The 16,742-nt window shown below is 64.8% G+C and carries 18 protein-coding genes and 1 other RNA gene; 6 read left to right on the top strand and 13 right to left on the bottom strand.

The window, feature by feature from the left end:
- Positions 1-80: 80 nt before the first annotated feature.
- From CCOS865_RS27695 to CCOS865_RS27665, 7 genes are all read right to left on the bottom strand, one after another.
- Positions 81-1,703, bottom strand: a complete 1,623-nt coding sequence (locus tag CCOS865_RS27695; RefSeq protein ID WP_119147023.1) for an ABC transporter permease — start codon at positions 1,701-1,703, stop codon at positions 81-83.
- 120 nt (positions 1,704-1,823) lie between these two features.
- Complete coding sequence (locus tag CCOS865_RS27690; protein ID WP_119146947.1) at positions 1,824-2,825, bottom strand: extracellular solute-binding protein; 1,002 nt, start codon at positions 2,823-2,825, stop codon at positions 1,824-1,826.
- Positions 2,826-2,925: 100 nt separating this feature from the next.
- Positions 2,926-4,143 carry a 2-octaprenyl-3-methyl-6-methoxy-1,4-benzoquinol hydroxylase gene (locus CCOS865_RS27685; protein ID WP_208644576.1) on the bottom strand — a complete coding sequence of 406 codons (1,218 nt, stop codon included), beginning with the start codon at positions 4,141-4,143 and terminating at the stop codon, positions 2,926-2,928.
- A gap of 9 nt (positions 4,144-4,152) precedes the next feature.
- On the bottom strand, positions 4,153-4,635 hold the full coding sequence (locus tag CCOS865_RS27680; RefSeq protein WP_119146943.1) for a DUF4442 domain-containing protein: 483 nt from the start codon (positions 4,633-4,635) through the stop codon (positions 4,153-4,155).
- On the bottom strand, positions 4,632-5,831 hold the full coding sequence (gene ubiH / locus CCOS865_RS27675) for a 2-octaprenyl-6-methoxyphenyl hydroxylase (protein WP_119146941.1): 1,200 nt from the start codon (positions 5,829-5,831) through the stop codon (positions 4,632-4,634). Before ubiH ends, CCOS865_RS27680 begins: the two co-directional genes overlap by 4 nt.
- Complete coding sequence (gene pepP / locus CCOS865_RS27670) at positions 5,828-7,162, bottom strand: Xaa-Pro aminopeptidase (RefSeq protein ID WP_119146939.1); 1,335 nt, start codon at positions 7,160-7,162, stop codon at positions 5,828-5,830. The genes ubiH and pepP overlap by 4 nt, the downstream gene beginning before the upstream one ends.
- Before the next feature lie 26 nt (positions 7,163-7,188).
- Positions 7,189-7,743 carry a YecA/YgfB family protein gene (locus tag CCOS865_RS27665; RefSeq protein WP_119146937.1) on the bottom strand — a complete coding sequence of 185 codons (555 nt, stop codon included), beginning with the start codon at positions 7,741-7,743 and terminating at the stop codon, positions 7,189-7,191.
- A 153-nt stretch (positions 7,744-7,896) separates the two neighbouring features.
- Between CCOS865_RS27665 and CCOS865_RS27660 the strand changes: the two genes are divergently transcribed.
- The 4 genes from CCOS865_RS27660 to CCOS865_RS27645 all read left to right on the top strand — a co-directional run bounded on the left by CCOS865_RS27660 (position 7,897) and on the right by CCOS865_RS27645 (position 9,308).
- Complete coding sequence (locus tag CCOS865_RS27660; RefSeq protein WP_119146935.1) at positions 7,897-8,106, top strand: TIGR02449 family protein; 210 nt, start codon at positions 7,897-7,899, stop codon at positions 8,104-8,106.
- On the top strand, positions 8,103-8,420 hold the full coding sequence (locus tag CCOS865_RS27655) for a cell division protein ZapA (protein WP_119146933.1): 318 nt from the start codon (positions 8,103-8,105) through the stop codon (positions 8,418-8,420). The genes CCOS865_RS27660 and CCOS865_RS27655 overlap by 4 nt, the downstream gene beginning before the upstream one ends.
- 17 nt (positions 8,421-8,437) lie before the next feature.
- Positions 8,438-8,617: non-coding RNA, 6S RNA (gene ssrS / locus CCOS865_RS27650), on the top strand.
- Positions 8,618-8,699: 82 nt separating this feature from the next.
- Complete coding sequence (locus tag CCOS865_RS27645) at positions 8,700-9,308, top strand: 5-formyltetrahydrofolate cyclo-ligase (protein WP_119146931.1); 609 nt, start codon at positions 8,700-8,702, stop codon at positions 9,306-9,308.
- An 18-nt stretch (positions 9,309-9,326) separates the two neighbouring features.
- Here the strand turns inward: CCOS865_RS27645 and CCOS865_RS28265 are convergent, their stop codons facing one another.
- Complete coding sequence (locus CCOS865_RS28265; RefSeq protein WP_167469117.1) at positions 9,327-9,476, bottom strand: hypothetical protein; 150 nt, start codon at positions 9,474-9,476, stop codon at positions 9,327-9,329.
- Positions 9,477-9,651: 175 nt separating this feature from the next.
- Here CCOS865_RS28265 and CCOS865_RS27640 point away from each other — a divergent pair, with 175 nt between their 5' ends.
- Positions 9,652-10,104, top strand: coding sequence for an EVE domain-containing protein (locus CCOS865_RS27640; protein WP_119146929.1), 453 nt, complete (start codon positions 9,652-9,654; stop codon positions 10,102-10,104).
- An 80-nt stretch (positions 10,105-10,184) separates the two neighbouring features.
- Here the strand turns inward: CCOS865_RS27640 and CCOS865_RS27635 are convergent, their stop codons facing one another.
- Entirely contained in the window at positions 10,185-10,589 is a 405-nt protein-coding gene (locus tag CCOS865_RS27635) for a flagellar basal body-associated protein FliL (protein WP_119146927.1), read from the bottom strand.
- Between the two features lie 157 nt (positions 10,590-10,746).
- Here CCOS865_RS27635 and CCOS865_RS27630 point away from each other — a divergent pair, with 157 nt between their 5' ends.
- Positions 10,747-11,724, top strand: a complete 978-nt coding sequence (locus tag CCOS865_RS27630; protein ID WP_119146925.1) for an NADPH:quinone oxidoreductase family protein — start codon at positions 10,747-10,749, stop codon at positions 11,722-11,724.
- 111 nt (positions 11,725-11,835) lie between these two features.
- Here the strand turns inward: CCOS865_RS27630 and CCOS865_RS27625 are convergent, their stop codons facing one another.
- The 4 genes from CCOS865_RS27625 to rho form a co-directional block, all read right to left on the bottom strand.
- Positions 11,836-12,486 carry a gamma-glutamylcyclotransferase gene (locus tag CCOS865_RS27625; protein ID WP_119146923.1) on the bottom strand — a complete coding sequence of 217 codons (651 nt, stop codon included), beginning with the start codon at positions 12,484-12,486 and terminating at the stop codon, positions 11,836-11,838.
- Positions 12,487-12,741: 255 nt separating this feature from the next.
- Entirely contained in the window at positions 12,742-13,710 is a 969-nt protein-coding gene (locus tag CCOS865_RS27620) for a CDP-6-deoxy-delta-3,4-glucoseen reductase (RefSeq protein ID WP_119146921.1), read from the bottom strand.
- Positions 13,710-15,176, bottom strand: coding sequence for a 4-hydroxy-3-polyprenylbenzoate decarboxylase (gene ubiD, locus CCOS865_RS27615; RefSeq protein ID WP_119146919.1), 1,467 nt, complete (start codon positions 15,174-15,176; stop codon positions 13,710-13,712). The genes CCOS865_RS27620 and ubiD overlap by 1 nt, the downstream gene beginning before the upstream one ends.
- A gap of 167 nt (positions 15,177-15,343) precedes the next feature.
- Positions 15,344-16,603, bottom strand: coding sequence for a transcription termination factor Rho (gene rho / locus CCOS865_RS27610; protein ID WP_119146917.1), 1,260 nt, complete (start codon positions 16,601-16,603; stop codon positions 15,344-15,346).
- Positions 16,604-16,742: the final 139 nt, after the last annotated feature.

Genomic DNA, 16,742 nt, shown 5'->3' with positions numbered 1-16,742 from the left:
GTTGATGTGTCACCTGTTGTTGTAGGAGCCGCCGCAGCGAATGCCGCGCATTGTAGCGGCAAGGGCGCGGGCTGGCATCCTCAGTGAGTGTGACCGGCACGCCGCGCCGAACGGCGAATCAGGCCGATGACCGGCAGCAGGCCGACCAGCACCAGGGTCAGTGCCGGCAGCGAGGCGCGGGCCCACTCGCCTTCGCTGGTCATCTCGAACACCCGTACCGCCAGGGTGTCCCAGCCGAACGGGCGCATCAGCAGGGTCGCCGGCATCTCCTTGAGCACGTCGACGAACACCAGCAATGCGGCGCTCAATGCCCCAGGCACCAGCAGCGGCAGATAAACCTTGAAAAACAATCGCGGCCCACCGACCCCGAGGCTGCGCGAGACTTCGGGCAATGACGGCCGGATGCGCTCCAGGCTGCTTTCCAGCGGGCCGTAGGCGACCGCGATAAAGCGCACCAGGTAGGCCACCAGCAAGGCCGTCAGGCTGCCCAGCAGCAACGGTTTACCCGCGCCGCCGAGCCACTGCGACAGCGGCACCACGAGCTGGTTGTCGAGGTAACTGAACGCCAGCATGATCGACACCGCCAACACCGAACCCGGCAAGGCGTAGCCGAGGTTGGCCAGGCCGACCCCGGCACGGATCCCGGCAGTGGGCGCCTGGCGGCGGGCGAACGCCAGCAGCAAGGCCACGCTGACCGTGATCAACGCGGCCATCGCGCCCAGGTACAGGGTGTGCAGGACCAACCCGACATAGCGTTCGTCGAGGTCATGCCGACCGCGCTGCCAGAACCACACCAGCAATTGCAGCAGCGGGATGACAAAGGCGCAGGCGAACACCAGCAGGCACCAGCCACTGGCCGCCAGCGCCTTGACCCCACGCAAGTGGTACAGCGCCTGGCCGCGCGGGCGCTCGTTGGCAGTGCGGCTGGCGCCGCGCGCACGGCGCTCGCCGTACAGCACCAGCATCACCACCAGCAGCAACAGGCTGGCCAGCTGGGCCGCGCTGGAGAGGCTGAAGAAGCCGTACCAGGTCTTGTAGATCGCCGTGGTGAAGGTGTCGAAGTTGAACACCGCCACGGCGCCGAAATCCGCCAGGGTTTCCATCAGCGCCAACGCGATGCCGGCACCGATGGCCGGCCTGGCCATGGGCAGCGCCACCCGCCAGAACGCTTGCAGCGGCGACAGGCCGAGGACCCGTGCAGCTTCCATCAGGCCCTTGCCCTGGGCGAGAAAAGCGGTGCGCGCCAGCAGGTAGACGTAGGGGTAGAACACCAGCACCAGGACGATGATCACCCCGCCGGTGGAGCGCACCCGCGGCAGGCGCAGCGGCCCGAACACCTCGCGCAGCGCGCTTTGCACCGGCCCGGCAAAGTCCAGCAGGCCGACGAAGACGAACGCCAGCACGTAGGCCGGGATGGCGAACGGCAGCATCAGCGCCCAGTCCAGCCAGCGCCGCCCCGGGAACTCGCAGAGGCTGGTGAGCCAGGCCAGGCTTACCCCGAGCAGGGTCACGCCGATGCCGACCCCCAGCACCAGGGTCAGGGTGTTGCCGAGCAGGCGGCTCATCTGCGTGTCGAGCAGGTGCGACCAGATCTGCACGTCGATCGACTGCCAGGACAGCAGCAGCACGCTCAGCGGCAGCAGGACCAGGGCGGCGACCAGGGCGACAGGGAGGTACCAGCGGCGTTGCGGGGCGTGGGACAAATCTAGGATCTCGGTTGCGATGGCGCGTTCGCGGGTCAACCCCCTCCCACAAGATCCCTGCAGGAGCGGGCTTGCCCGCGAAAGGGCCCTAAAGAACCCCAGAAGGATAAAGCCTGGTGCTTAGTTCCAGCCAGCCCGATCCATCAAACGGATCGCCTCGGCCTGACGCTTGCCTGCGACTTCCACCGGGATGCTGTCGGCCTTGAAGCTACCCCAGGCCGCGACTTCGGCGGAGGGCTTGACCTTCGGGTTGGCCGGGAACTCCTGGTTGATGTCGGCAAACAGCTTCTGCGCCTCTTCGCCGGTCATCCACTCCACCAGCTTTTTCGCCGCCTCAGGGTGCGGCGCATGCTTGGTCAGGCCGATACCCGACAGGTTGACGTGCACGCCACGGTCCGCCTGGTTAGGCCAGAACAGCTTGATCGGCAGGCTCGGCTGCTGCTTGTGCAGGCGACCGTAGTAGTAAGTGTTGACCACACCGACGTCGCACTGACCCGCTTCGATCGCCTGCAGCACGGCGGTATCGTCGGAGAACACATCGGTGGACAGGTTGTTGACCCAGCCCTTGATGATCGCTTCGGTCTTGGCCTCGCCATGGTTCTCGATCAGGGTGGCGGTCAGCGACTGGTTGTAGACCTTTTTCGCGGTGCGCAGGCACAGCCGGCCTTCCCAGTGCTTGTCGGCCAGGGCCTCGTAGGTGCTCAGCTCTTCAGGTTTGACCCGATCAGTGGCGTAGGCGATGGTCCGCGCGCGCAGGCTCAGGCCGGTCCAGTCATGGGACGCGGCGCGGTACTGGGCGGGGATGTTGGCGTCGATCACGTCCGACTTGATCGGCTGCAGGATGCCCATCTGCTCGGCCTGCCAGAGGTTGCCGGCATCGACGGTGAGCAGCAGGTCGGCCACGCCGTTGTCGCCCTCGGCCTTGATGCGCTGCATCAGCGGGGCTTCCTTGTCGGTGATGAACTTGATCTGCACACCGGTCTTGGCGGTATAGGCGTCGAACACCGGCTTGATCAGCTCGTCGATGCGCGAGGAATACACCACCACTTCGTCCGCCGCCTGGACGGTGCCGCCGAACAGGGTCAGGGCCAGGGCGGCCAGGAGGGGCTTGCGTGGCAACATCGGGAATTCCTCGCGGGTTTGAGAGGTGCAAATGGTAGTGAATACCATTAAGCAGCTCACCCACCTAGCCGTTACCGGATGTTGCCAATACGGCCAACGCTCAGGCTTTGGCCAGTTCCGGCAGATCACCCGACAAGCCCAGCGCCTGACGCACGAACAGCGCCTTGGCCTCGGGCATCTGCTCGACCAGCTTCAGGCCACTGTTACGCAGCCAGCGCAGCGGCAGCGGATTGGCCTGGAACAACCGCTCGAAGCCCTCCATCGCCGCCATCAGCGCCAGGTTGTGCGGCATGCGCCGGCGCTCGTAGCGGCTGAGCACCTTCACATCCGCCAGGCGCTCACCGCGCTCGCAGGCATGCGCCAACTCCTCGGCCAGCACCGCCGCATCGAGAAAGCCCAGGTTGACACCCTGCCCGGCCAGCGGGTGAATCACATGGGCCGCATCGCCGATCAGCGCCAGCCCTTCATCCACATAGCGCTTGGCATGGCGCTGACGCAACGGCACGCAGACCCGCGGATCAGCCTCCAGGACCTGCCCCAAGCGCCCTTCGAAGGCCCGCTCCAGCGCCGCACAAAAGCCTTCGTCATCCAGCGCCATGACCTGCTCGGCCTGCTCCGGCGTGGTCGACCAGACAATCGAACACCAGGTTTGGCCGCCGTCGCGTGCCAGCGGTAGAAACGCCAGCGGGCCCTCGTCGGTAAAGCGCTGCCAAGCCGTGGCCTGGTGCGCCTCGGAGCAGCGCACACTGGTGACGATGGCTTGGTGCAGGTAGTCCCACTCGCGGGTTTCGCAGCCGGTCAGGCGCCGTACGGCGGAGTTGGCGCCATCAGCGGCGACGACCAGCGGCGCACGCAAGCGGCGGCCGTCGGCCAGGGTCAGCAGCCACTCGTCACCGGAGCGGCGCATCTGCTCCAGGCGGGCATTGGGCAGCAGGCCGATGTCGCTGTCGTGCAAGCGGTCCAGCAGCGCGTCCTGGACCACCCGGTTCTCGACGATGTGGCCCAGCACCTGGGCATGCACGCTGGCGGCCGAGAAGTGGATCTGGCCGGTACCGCTGCCGTCCCACACGTGCATGTCCGAATACGGCGACGCGCGCCGCCCGGCTATCCCTTCCCAGGCGCCGAGGCGCTCGAGGATGCGCTGGCTGGCCGCCGACAGGGCACTGACCCGCGGCTCGAACGGCGACTGCGGGTCAAACCGCTTGACCGACAGCGGGCCGCCGTCGAGCAGGAGAATCTCCAGGCCGCTGTGGCGCAACGCCAGGGCCAGTGCGCTGCCGACCATACCGGCACCGACAATCAATAGATCTGCGCGCATTTCCATGCCTTACGCCTGCCTCGCTTGCGGCTTGAGCCGTACATAAAGGGTTTTATCGACCCGCGCCACCAGCTCGCCGGTACCGTCACGGATGTCGACCTGCAGCCGGGGCAGGTACTTCTTGCCGCTGGCGGTCTGCTGGCGGATGTCGTCGAGCAACCCGTCATCGACGTGGAACTCGGCATACACCGGGCCTTTGCCCGGGGAGATGAAGTCGATGCTGGCGGCCTTGTCCCAGACGATGTAGCCGCTGCCCAGCCGCTCGATCAGCAGGAGCATGTAGAACGGGTCGACCATCGAATACAGGCTGCCGCCGAACTGGGTGCCGACGTAGTTGCGGTTCCAGCGGGTGAGCTTCATGCGCACCTTGATGCTGCTCATGTCCGGGCTGATGTGCTGCACGCGGATACCGGCACCGAGGTAAGGCGGGTAGCAGTTGAGCAGCCAACGCAGCATGCGGGCCTTGCGCGCGAGCTTGCGCGAGTCGCTCATGCGCGACCCCGCAGGTCGGGCCGCGTGCCCAGGCCCATCGCCTGGCGCGCGAACCAGCGCTTGGCCGGTGGCAGCAGGTCAAGGCCGAGCAGGCCGAGGTTACGCCCCGCCGCCAGCAGTGGCTGGCCGCTGCCGAACACCCGCGTGACCTGGTCGGAGAAGCCGATGGTCAGGGCCTGGTCCAGCCGTTGCCGTTGGTGATAGACGCGCAGGGTCGCCAGGTCACCGGGGTGCTGCGGGCCCGCCAGCAGGCCTTCGGCCAGCGACTGCACATCGCGCAGGGACAGGTTGAAGCCCTGCCCGGCAATCGGGTGCAGGCTGTGCGCGGCGTTGCCGAGCACCACCAGGTGCGGGCGCACCTGTTCGTCGGCCTCGACCAGCGCCAGCGGATACAAGTGGCGCGCGCCGACCTGGCGCAGCGCACCGAGGCGGTAGCCAAAAACGTCCTGCAACTCGCGCAGGAAACTCCGCTCGTCAACCTCGGCGAGGCGCTGGGCGTCCATCCCCTGGCGGGTCCAGACCAGCGCGCAGCGGTTTTCCGGCAAGGGCAGCAAGGCCATCGGGCCCTGTTCGGTGAAGCGCTCGAAGGCTTGGCCGCCATGCGCTTCGCCCGGGCTGATATTGGCGATCAGCGCGCTCTGCTGGTAAGGGCGGCGATGCACATGGATGCCCAACTGCTCGCGCAGGCCCGAGCGCCCGCCGTCGGCCAACACCGCCAGATCGCACTCAAGGCTGGTGTCGTCATCCAGTTGCAGGCGGTAGCCGCCCTCTATCGGCTGCATCGCCTTGACCTCGGCCGGGCACCGCCAGCTGACCACGTCGGCGTCCAGGCCTTGCCACAGGCACTGGCCCAGCCAGGCGTTTTCCACCACATAACCCAGCGCCGGCACCCCTTCTTCGCTGGCATCCAGGCGGGTCATGCCAAAGCGGCCACGGTCAGACACATGGATCTGCCGGATCGCTTCGGCGCGGCGCTCGATGGCCTGCCACAGGCCCAGGTGTTCGTAGATCTGTCGGGTACCGAATGACAATGCCGAGGAGCGCGCATCGTAGCTTGGCTGAAAGCTGTCGCCAGGAGCGAACGGCTCGATCAGCAGGATCTTCCAGCCGCGCGCCTTGGCCCCGGCCTGCAGCGCCAGGGCCAGGCTGGCACCGACCAGGCCACCGCCGATGATCGCCAGGTTGACCCGGCTCATGCCACGGCCCTGCGCGCATCGGCCATCAGCGCCTCGATCTCGGCGACCGTGCGCGGCACGCCCGAGGTAAGAATTTCACAGCCCTGCCGGGTCACCACCACGTCGTCCTCGATTCTGATGCCGATGCCGCGCCATTTCTTCGCCACGGCCTGATTGTCGGCGGCGATGTAGATGCCCGGTTCGACGGTCAGCGCCATGCCCGCTTCGAGCACCCGCCACTGGCCGCCGACCTTGTACTCGCCGACATCGTGTACATCCATGCCCAGCCAATGCCCGGCACGGTGCATGTAGAAGGCGCGGTAGGCCTCGCTGTCGATCAGCGCCTGCACCTCGCCCTTGAGCAGCCCCAGTTCCACCAGGCCCTCGGTGATGACCCGCACGGTCGCCTCGTGGGCGTGGTTCCAGTGCTTGCCCGGGGCGATCTCGGCAAACGCCGCTGCCTGGGCCTTGAGCACCAGTTCGTAGATCGCTTTCTGCTCGGCCGAAAAACGCCCGCTGACCGGGAAGGTGCGGGTGATGTCGCTGGCATAGCAGTCGATCTCGCAACCGGCGTCGATCAGCACCAGGTCACCGTCCTTGAGCAGCGCGTCGTTCTGCTGGTAGTGCAGGATACAGCCGTTGCGCCCAGCGGCGACGATCGAGCCGTAGGCTGGCATCTTCGCCCCGCCCTGGCGGAACGCGTAGTCCAGCTCGGCTTCCAGGCTGTACTCGTGCAGGCCCGCACGGCAGGCCTGCATCGCCCGCACATGGGCGCCCGCGGAAATCTCTGCGGCGGCGCGCATCACTTTTACTTCCGCCGCTGACTTATACAGGCGCATGTCGTGCAGCAGGTGATCCAGGGCAACGTATTCGTTCGGCGGCTGGGCGCCGAGGCGCGCCTTGGAGCGGATCACGTTGATCCAGTCCATCAGCCGACGGTCGAACTCGGGGTTGCTGCCCATGGCGGTGTACACCCGGTCGCGACCTTCGATCAGGCCCGGCAGGATCTCGTCGATGTCGGTGATCGGGAAGGCATCGTCGGCGGCAAAATCGCGCACCGCGCCTTCCTGGCCGGCCCGCAGGCCATCCCATTGCTCGCGCTCCGGGTTGCGCTCACGGCAGAACAACACGTACTCGCCATGCTCGCGCCCAGGGATCAGCGCGATCACCGCCTCAGGCTCGGGAAAGCCGCTGAGGTACTGGAAATCGCTGTCCTGACGGTACACATGCTCGACGTCGCGGTTGCGGATGGCAACCGCGGCGGCCGGCAGGATAGCGATGCTGTTGGGGACCATCTGCGCCATCAGCGCCTTGCGCCGACGGGCATACTCGGCCTTGGGTATGTGGCTCATGGGCAGGACTTACCCCCAGGGGTTGATCAGTGCAGCGATGGCTTGGGCGCGGGCGCGGCAGGCGCGTTCAGCTCGGTGAACAGCAGCAGCGGTGCGACGCGCAGGTATTCGGTGACTTCCATGTAGTCGCTCTCGCCGTCCTCGGATTCCTCCAGGGCGTCCTGGACCTGGGAGATGGACACCAGGTCCTGGAGGACTTCCTTGGCATCGCTGGAGAGGTCCTTGCCACCGACGTTCAAGCCAAAGCCGGTGATGAAGCCTTGGCACCACTGGCCAAGGGCGGCGGCGCGATCGGTCAGCGCTTCCTCGTCGCCGGGCAGCAGCAGGACCAGGGCGACGTCATCGCCGGTCAGCTCGGCCTTGACCATTTCTTGCAGGCCGATCAGGGCGTTGCGCACGGCGTCGGCGGGGTCGTTTTCGAGCACACCGGCGGCGTCAGCCAGCCAGGCGTCGGCATCGAAGCCGGCACCGGCGCAGCTGCGGCCGATCAACAGGCCGTGCAACTCGGCGGGGGAGACAGGGTGGCCATTGCTGGAAAGCAGCGTGGCGAAGGCGGTATACGGCGATTGGGTATTGGGCATGGGCTGCTAGGCGCCAGACGGCGCAATGTCTAGAATGAAGACCTTGTATCCTAGCACCGGCAGGCGCGCCAAGACCATCGGCACTGGCCTCCGGGGGCTCGGCACAGGCATGATCGCCAGGCCGTCAACGAGGGAGCGAACCGAGTGCAACCCATGCAAGACAACGACCTGCAAGCGCTGATGAGCCGATTCGAGTTGCTGATCGAACGCGTCGAGCAACTTAAACGGCAAAATGCACTCCTAGTAGCGCAGGAAAAAACCTGGCGCGAAGAGCGCGCCCACCTCATCGAAAAGAATGAGATCGCAAGACGCAAGGTCGAATCGATGATCGTGCGGCTCAAGGCCCTGGAGCAAGACTCATGAGTTCAAGCAATAGCGTCACCGTGCAGATCCTCGACAAGGAATACTCGATCATCTGCCCGCCCGAAGAGCGCAACAACCTGGTCAGCGCCGCGCGCTACCTGGACGGCAAGATGCGCGAGATCCGCAGCAGCGGCAAGGTGATCGGCGCCGATCGCATCGCGGTCATGGCAGCCTTGAACATCACCCATGAAATGCTCCATCGCCAGGAAACCCCTGACGTGGTCAGCGGTGGCACTACCCGCGAGCAGGTGCGTGACCTGCTGGAACGGGTCGACAACGCATTGGCCGACGACACGGGTACCAAAAACGTCTGAGATTGGTATACTGGCGCCACTCCCTGGGAGATGCGCCAGTCGGTTATGTCCCTGAGCCGATACGCACAACCACGGGGGTTGCACGCTGGGGCCGGTGTGCATGTCCGCCCGACGGAAAGCCTTAACGCCCCCTGCAATCTCCACCTTGAACTTTCGGGTTCAAGGGCTACGCCGATAGCGGTCTTATCGGGGAGCCTGAATTGTCCATTGCCCGCCTCCCCAGGCGGGCAATTTGTTTGGCCGCCACGGCGGCCGACACCTCTGGGAAACGCCTGTGCCATGACCGACACCGCGCCGCTCACCCGCCCCCAGTTGCGCCGCCTGCTGCGCAATGCCCGTCGTGCCCTCACCCCTGCCGAGCAACGCCAGGCCACCCTTGGTCTGTACCGCCAGCTGGCACAGCACCCGCTGTTCCGTCGAGCCAAGCACATTGCCCTGTACCTGCCCAACGATGGCGAGATCGACCCGCGCCTGTTGCTGCGCGAGGCCCAGCGGCGTGGCAAGCGCACCTACCTGCCGGTGCTGCATGCCTGGCCGGCGACGCGCATGGTGTTTCAACGCTTCGAACAGGGCGAACGGCTGCGGCCCAACCGTTTCCGCATCCCGGAGCCGGTGATCGAGCGCAAGCGGCAACGGCCGATCTGGGCGCTGGACCTGATCCTGCTGCCATTGGTGGGGTTCGACGAGGTGGGAGGCCGGCTGGGCATGGGCGGCGGCTTCTATGACCGCAGCCTGGCGTACCTGGCGCGCCGCAAGGCGTGGAAGAAACCGCTGCTGCTGGGCTTGGCCCATGAGTGCCAGAAGGTCGAGCGGCTGGCTCAGGCCAGTTGGGATGTACCGCTGCAGGGGACGGTCTCGGACCGCGGCTGGTACCTGGCGCGCAACTGAGGCGTGCCGGGGTGGGTGTCAGCGCTGTTGCGGCGCGGCTTCAACCGGGGTCTGGTAGGCGACATCCAGCTTTCGCTCCAACAAACTCTGCGCATAACCGGTGGTCACCACGCCCAGGCCAAAGATGAAGGCCAGGATCCACAGCAGGTCCGGTTTACGCTTGTTCATTGATTGCCCCCCTACGGCAATGGTGCTGGCTCGACAGCTTTTTCAGTGCTGACGGAGCATGTCGCTTAAAATCGGCGCATTTTCCGCCAACGGGCGCTCACACGCAAACGTTGACGCCAGCCGGCTGTCGGTTTCATGCAACAGGTTATTTCAAACATTGTCAGGAGCAGCATCCATGGCCTATTGGCTGATGAAATCCGAGCCCGATGAACTGTCCATCGAAGACCTGGCCCGCTTGGGCGAGGCGCGCTGGGACGGCGTGCGCAACTACCAGGCGCGCAACTTCATGAGGGCCATGAGTGTCGGCGACGAATTCTTCTTCTACCACTCCAGCTGCCCGCAACCGGGCATCGCCGGGGTCGCGAAGATCGTCGCGGCGGCGTATCCCGACCCGACCGCACTCGATCCCGAGAGCCATTACCACGACGCCAAGGCAACCCACGAGAAGAATCCGTGGAGCGCGGTCGACGTGGCCCACGTGCGGACGTTCAAGCGGGTGCTGGGGCTGGGCTTGCTTAAACAGCAGAGCGCCCTGGAAGAACTGCCGCTGGTGCAGAAAGGCACGCGGCTGTCGGTGATGCCGGTTACCCCGGAGCAATGGGCGGCGATCATGGCGCTGGCTGGCTAAGCCAGGTGCACCTCACAGGTTTGCGCTGAACCCCGAGAGCAGGCTCAGCGCAGCCGCACCCCATGCGATGCGCTATCAGATCACTGCACGATCAGGTTATTGAACAGCAGGTCCTCGACGATCGGCTTGCCTTCCTCGGTCTCCATGACCTGCTGCACCTGCTTCAGAGCTTCCTGACGCAGCTTCTCCTTCGCCTCGACGTTGCTCAGGTTATCCACAGACTGCTGGGTGAACAGCGCCACCAGCTGGTTGCGGATCAGCGGCTCGTGGTGCTTGACCGCCTTGGCGGCCTCGTCGCCGGTCACGCGCAGGGCGACATCGGCCTTGTACACGCGCAGCTTGGGGCTGCCATCGAGGGCATAGTTGCCGACGAAGGGCGGGGTGAGGCTGATGTAGGAGACCTTGGGCTCCCCTTCCTTGGCTTCTTCGGCCATGACCGCCGCTGGCAGCATCAGGGCCAGTACCATCAAGATCCACGCTTTCACGAATTCGCTCCTCAATACAGTTGGCGCCAGCTTACCCAGCACTTCGCTCAAACCCAAGCCCGGGCTTATGCCAGCCCATCAGGGCGGGCCATGCTCGTTGACCCGGCAGCTGGCCCTCTTACACTTATCGGCCACCACACGCAAAGGAATAGCCCCGATGAAAGCTGTGTTGTGCAAAACCTTGGGCCCGGCGCGCGACCTCGTACTGGAAGAGACCGCGAGCCCTGTACCGAAGAGCAACGAAATCCTCATCGACGTGCATGCGGCCGGGGTCAACTTCCCCGACACCCTGATCATCGAAGGCAAATACCAGTTCCAGCCGCCCCTGCCCTTCTCACCGGGTGGCGAGGCCGCTGGGGTGGTCGCCGCTGTGGGCAGCAAAGCCGGCGGCCTCAAGGTCGGCGACCGGGTCATGGCGCTGACCGGCTGGGGCGCCTTTGCCGAACAGGTGGCCGTGCCGTTCTATAACGTGCTGCCGGTGCCCGAGAGCATGGACCTGACCACCGCCGCTGCGTTCAGCATGACCTACGGCACCTCGATGCATGCCCTGTGCCAGCGCGGCAACTTGCAGCCGGGGGAAACCCTGCTGGTGCTCGGCGCCTCGGGCGGCGTAGGCCTCGCAGCCGTGGAGATCGGCAAGGCCATGGGCGCCAAGGTGATCGCCGCGGCCAGCAGTGCCGAAAAGCTGGCAGTGGCCAAGGCGGCAGGGGCCGACGAGCTGATCGACTACAGCCAGGCCAGCCTGAAGGAAGAGATCAAGCGCCTGACCGCGGGCAAGGGTGTGGACGTGATCTACGACCCGGTCGGCGGTGAGCTGTTTGACCAGGCGGTGCGGGGCCTGGCCTGGAATGGCCGGCTGCTGGTAGTGGGGTTCGCCAGCGGCACCATCCCGCAGTTGCCGGTTAACCTGGCACTGCTCAAGGGGGCTGCGGTGGTCGGGGTGTTCTGGGGCTCGTTTGCCCAGCGCCAGCCTGAGGACAATGCGGCCAACTTCAGGCAGTTGTTCGCCTGGCATGCCGAGGGCAAGCTGAAGCCGTTGGTGTCGCAGACGTATCCACTGGCTGAGGCCGGGACTGCGATCGAGCAGTTGGGGCAGCGCCGGGCTGTGGGTAAGTTGGTGGTGTTGGCGAGGTAAGCGACTCGCCGGTGCTGGCCTCATCGCGGGCAAGCCCGCTCCTACAAGGCATGCGCAAACCCTGTAGGAGCGGGCTTGCCCGCGATAAGGGCGGCACCGGCGCCAAAGCGATCAAACCTCGCGAAGGTTATGGCAGCGCCTGAACCTGGCTTCCAGGTTGCGATCCGGCATCTGGTGGCTACGCAGTGCGTTCAAGGTCTGCTCGACATAATCGCGCGTGGTGCCATAGCGCCCGGTGGCACTGGCCAGGATATGGCTAAGCAGCCCATCCGGCAGCTCGCCGGCGTAACACGGCAGGTGCCGCTCGAGCACGAACCCCAGCGCCTGGACCTTGCTGCCGTCATCCAGCCGACACGTCAGCCAGTGCGGGCGATACGCCGGATACGGCATCTCGCGCTGCCACAAGGCCATCAAGGAATCATCCAGGCTGCTCTCGTCCAGGCGATAAGCGAAGCCGCTGCACGAACCACCGCGATCGAGCCCGAACACCAGCCCAGGGCATTCCGGGGTGCCACGGTGCTCGTGCGACCACAGATACAGCCCGCGATGATACCCATGCACCCGCGCCCGCTGGCGTTCGACCGAATTGCATTCCGGGCGCCAGATCAGCGAGCCGTAGGCAAACAACCACACCGGCCCGCCGTCGTGGCGCGCCATGGTCGACTGCATCGAGGTGAACAGTTGCTCGCGCGTCAGTTGCTGACCGAAGTCGAGCGACGGAGGATAGGACATCTTCCAGGATAGACTTTCCAGTGCCGACATATGCTGCCGCCATTATTCCCCGAGAACTAAACAAGAGCGCCACTGTAACTCAGCGACGCTCCGCTGGACTTACCGTACGGCAGAAAGTCTGCCTGGCACAAGCCCCCCATGCACACGCAGACCGCCGAACTACGGGCCCTGCGCGTAATCGCATGGTTATGTTCCGAGTATAGTGAAGGCTATTGGCAGCGGCGGTAATAATTACCGCCTTATAATCAACGTCGACAACTTTGGTTATTAGCCACTTGCGGCTATTCAGCCACGCGGCGCATACGCGAAAACATCGGCGCGCATGCGATGCGCATCCATGCCGGCTTCGACCAACGCATCGAGGGTGGCATAGACCATGTTCGGCGAGCCGCTGGCATACACGTACACATCATTCAGATCGCCGATGTCTTCGCACACGGCTTCGTGCAGCATGCCGCAACGCCCTTCCCACCCGCACAGGTCGCTCACCACCTTGTGCAGGAACAGGTTGGGCAGGCGCTGCCACTCGTCCCAGTGCTCGATGGCGTAGAAGTCTTCAGGCCGGCGCACGCCCCAGTACAGGTGCACCGGGTGCTTGAAGCCGTTGGCCCGGCAATGCTCGACCAGGCTGTGCATCTGGCCCATGCCGGTGCCGGCGGCAATCAGCACCAGCGGCCCGTCTGGCAGCTCGGCCAGGTGCGTGTCGCCAAAGGGCAGTTGAATCCGCGCGAGGCCGTTGCGCTGCAATTGCTCGATCAGCGCCACCGAGCTGGGCTCGCGCGCAAGCACGTGCAGCTCCAGGTCGCGGCCGCCATGCGGCGCCGACGCCAGCGAGAAGGCCGCCTTGTCGGCGCCGTCGCGTTCGATCATCAGGTACTGGCCGGCGTGGTAGCGCAGCGGCTTGCCGGCCGGCGCACGCAGGCGCACGCGCCAGACATCGCCACCCACCTCGACGCACTCGCTGACCGTACAGGCCAGCGTGCGCACCGGCAGCTCACCCAGGGCCAGCACACCGTCCCAAAGCAAGATACAGTCCTCCAGCGGCTCGGCGATGCAGGTGAACAGCTCGCCGTGGTCACGCACCTCGCCGTCCTGACGCACCCGGCCTTCGACCAGCAACGCCGCGCAGACATGGCAGTTGCCGTTGCGGCAGCTGCTTGGGCAGTCATAGCCCAGGCGCCGCGCGCCTTCCAGAATTCTCTCGCCGGGCTCGAGTGTCAGTACCGCCCCGGACGGCTGCAACGTTACCTGCATCAATCTATTCCCAACTGATCCCACAGCTCATCGATACGGCGGGTGACGGCCTCGTCCTTGACGATGACCCGGCCCCATTCGCGTGTAGTCTCGCCCGGCCACTTATGGGTCGCATCCAGGCCCATCTTCGACCCCAGCCCCGACACCGGCGACGCGAAGTCCAGGTAGTCGATCGGGGTATTGTCGATCATCACCGTATCACGCTTGGGGTCCATGCGCGTGGTGATGGCCCAGATCACGTCGTTCCAGTCGCGGGCGTTGACGTCGTCGTCGGTGACGATAACGAACTTGGTGTACATGAACTGTCGCAGGAACGACCACACACCCAGCATTACCCGCTTGGCGTGGCCGGGGTACTGCTTCTTGATGGTCACCACCGCCATGCGGTACGAGCAGCCTTCGGGCGGCAGGTAGAAGTCGATGATCTCCGGGAACTGCTTCTGCAGGATCGGCACGAACACTTCGTTGAGCGCCACGCCGAGAATCGCCGGCTCATCCGGCGGACGGCCGGTGTAGGTGCTGTGGTAGATCGGTTTGCGCCGATGGGTGATGCGCTCGATGGTGAACACCGGGAAGCTGTCCACCTCGTTGTAGTAACCGGTGTGGTCGCCATAAGGGCCTTCCGGGGCCATCTCGCCCGGGTGGATCACGCCTTCGAGAATGATCTCGGCGGTCGCGGGCACCTGCAGGTCACTGCCGCGGCACTTCACCAGCTCGGTGCGGTTGCCACGCAGCAGGCCGGCGAAGGCATACTCGGAAAGGGTGTCCGGCACGGGCGTCACAGCGCCGAGAATGGTCGCCGGGTCTGCACCCAGGGCCACGGCCACCGGGAACGGCTGGCCAGGGTGCTTCTCGCACCACTCGCGGTAGTCCAGCGCGCCGCCACGGTGGCTCAGCCAGCGCATGATGACCTTGTTGCGGCCGATCACCTGCTGGCGGTAGATACCGAGGTTCTGCCGCTCTTTGTTCGGCCCACGGGTGACGGTCAGGCCCCAGGTGATCAGCGGCGCCACATCGCCCGGCCAGCAGTGCTGGATCGGCAACTGGCTGAGGTCGACGTCTTCGCCCTCGATGATGGTCTCCTGGCAGACCGCGTCCTTGACTACCTTGGGCGCCATCGACACGACCTTCTTGAAGATCGGCAGCTTCGACCAGGCGTCCTTGAGCCCCTTGGGTGGCTCAGGTTCCTTGAGGAAGGCCAGCAGCTTGCCGATCTCGCGCAGTTCTTCGACCGACTCCGCGCCCATGCCCATGGCAACCCGCTCCGGGGTGCCGAACAGGTTGCCGAGCACCGGAATGTCGAACCCGGTAGGTTTTTCGAACAGCAACGCCGGGCCCTTGGCGCGCAAGGTGCGATCGCAGACTTCGGTCATTTCCAGGACGGGAGAAATCGGAACCTGGATGCGCTTGAGTTCGCCGCGCTGCTCCAAGCCACGGATAAAGTCGCGCAAATCGCGATACTGCATGCGTGAGCCTCGTGTTGGCCGTATCGGTCGGGGGTGCAGAGTGTAGCGCTTAAGGGGGGAAAATGGCCAAGGGAGTCTCTGCCGGGGGCTCTCTCAACGCCTGCGAATCTTTTGTGCCAGACAGCAAAAAGCCGGGTTTCCCCGGCTTTTGCTTGGTGCGGCGAAGCTTACTTGCGCTTCATCGACAAGAAGAACTCATCGTTGGTCTTGGTCTGCTTGAGCTTGTCGGTCAAGAACTCAATGGCCGCGATCTCGTCCATCGGGTGCAGCAGCTTGCGCAGGATCCACATGCGCTGCAGCTCGTCGTCGGCGGTCAACAGCTCTTCGCGACGGGTGCCCGACTTGTTGATGTTGATGGCCGGGAACACACGCTTCTCAGCGATGCGGCGATCCAGCGGCAGCTCCATGTTGCCGGTACCCTTGAACTCTTCGTAGATCACTTCGTCCATCTTCGAGCCGGTCTCGACCAGCGCGGTGGCGATGATGGTCAGCGAACCGCCTTCCTCGATGTTACGCGCGGCACCGAAGAAGCGCTTCGGCTTCTCCAGGGCGTGGGCGTCGACACCACCGGTGAGGACCTTGCCGGAGCTCGGGATCACGGTGTTGTAGGCACGCGCCAGACGGGTGATCGAGTCGAGCAGGATGACCACGTCCTTCTTGTGCTCGACCAGGCGCTTGGCCTTCTCGATGACCATCTCGGCAACCTGCACGTGGCGGGTCGGCGGCTCGTCGAAGGTCGAAGCAACCACTTCGCCGCGCACGGTGCGCTGCATTTCGGTCACTTCTTCCGGGCGCTCGTCGATCAACAGGACGATCAGGTGGCACTCGGGGTTGTTACGGGTGATGTTGGCCGCGATGTTCTGCAGCATGATGGTCTTGCCCGCTTTTGGCGGGGCGACGATCAGGCCACGCTGGCCTTTGCCGATCGGGGCGCAGAGGTCGATGACGCGGCCGGTCAAGTCTTCGGTGGAACCGTTGCCGGCTTCCATCTTCAGGCGCTTGTTCGGGAACAGCGGCGTCAGGTTCTCGAAGAGAATCTTGTTTTTCGCGTTTTCCGGACGGTCGAAGTTGATCGTGTCGACCTTGAGCAGCGCGAAATAACGCTCCCCTTCCTTCGGCGGGCGGATCTTGCCAACGATGGTGTCGCCGGTCCGCAGGTTGAAACGGCGGATCTGGCTAGGCGAGACGTAGATATCGTCTGGGCCGGCCAGATAGGACGCATCAGCCGAACGCAGGAAACCGAAACCATCCTGGAGAATCTCCAGTACGCCGTCACCCGAGATCTCTTCGCCGCTCTTCGCGTGTTTTTTCAACAGGGCGAAAATCACGTCCTGCTTGCGCGAACGGGCCATGTTTTCAATGCCCATCTGTTCGGCCATTTCTAGCAGATCAGTAATCGGCTTTTGCTTGAGTTCAGTCAGGTTCATAAGGGGAGTGACGTAATCATGTAAGAAGGGGGAATTAAGCTTCTGGCTTAATGAAGCCGCGCCGCAAGAAGGCGACAGGATCGCGTACTGATTCGAATTAGGGATGCTTCGGCGACGGCATGCAGGGGGCACTGGAGAA

It is taken from the genome of Pseudomonas reidholzensis, from assembly GCF_900536025.1.
Lineage (GTDB): Bacteria > Pseudomonadota > Gammaproteobacteria > Pseudomonadales > Pseudomonadaceae > Aquipseudomonas > Aquipseudomonas reidholzensis.
Note: the sequence above shows the minus strand (reverse complement) of the source record. Positions and strands in the feature narration are given on the sequence as shown.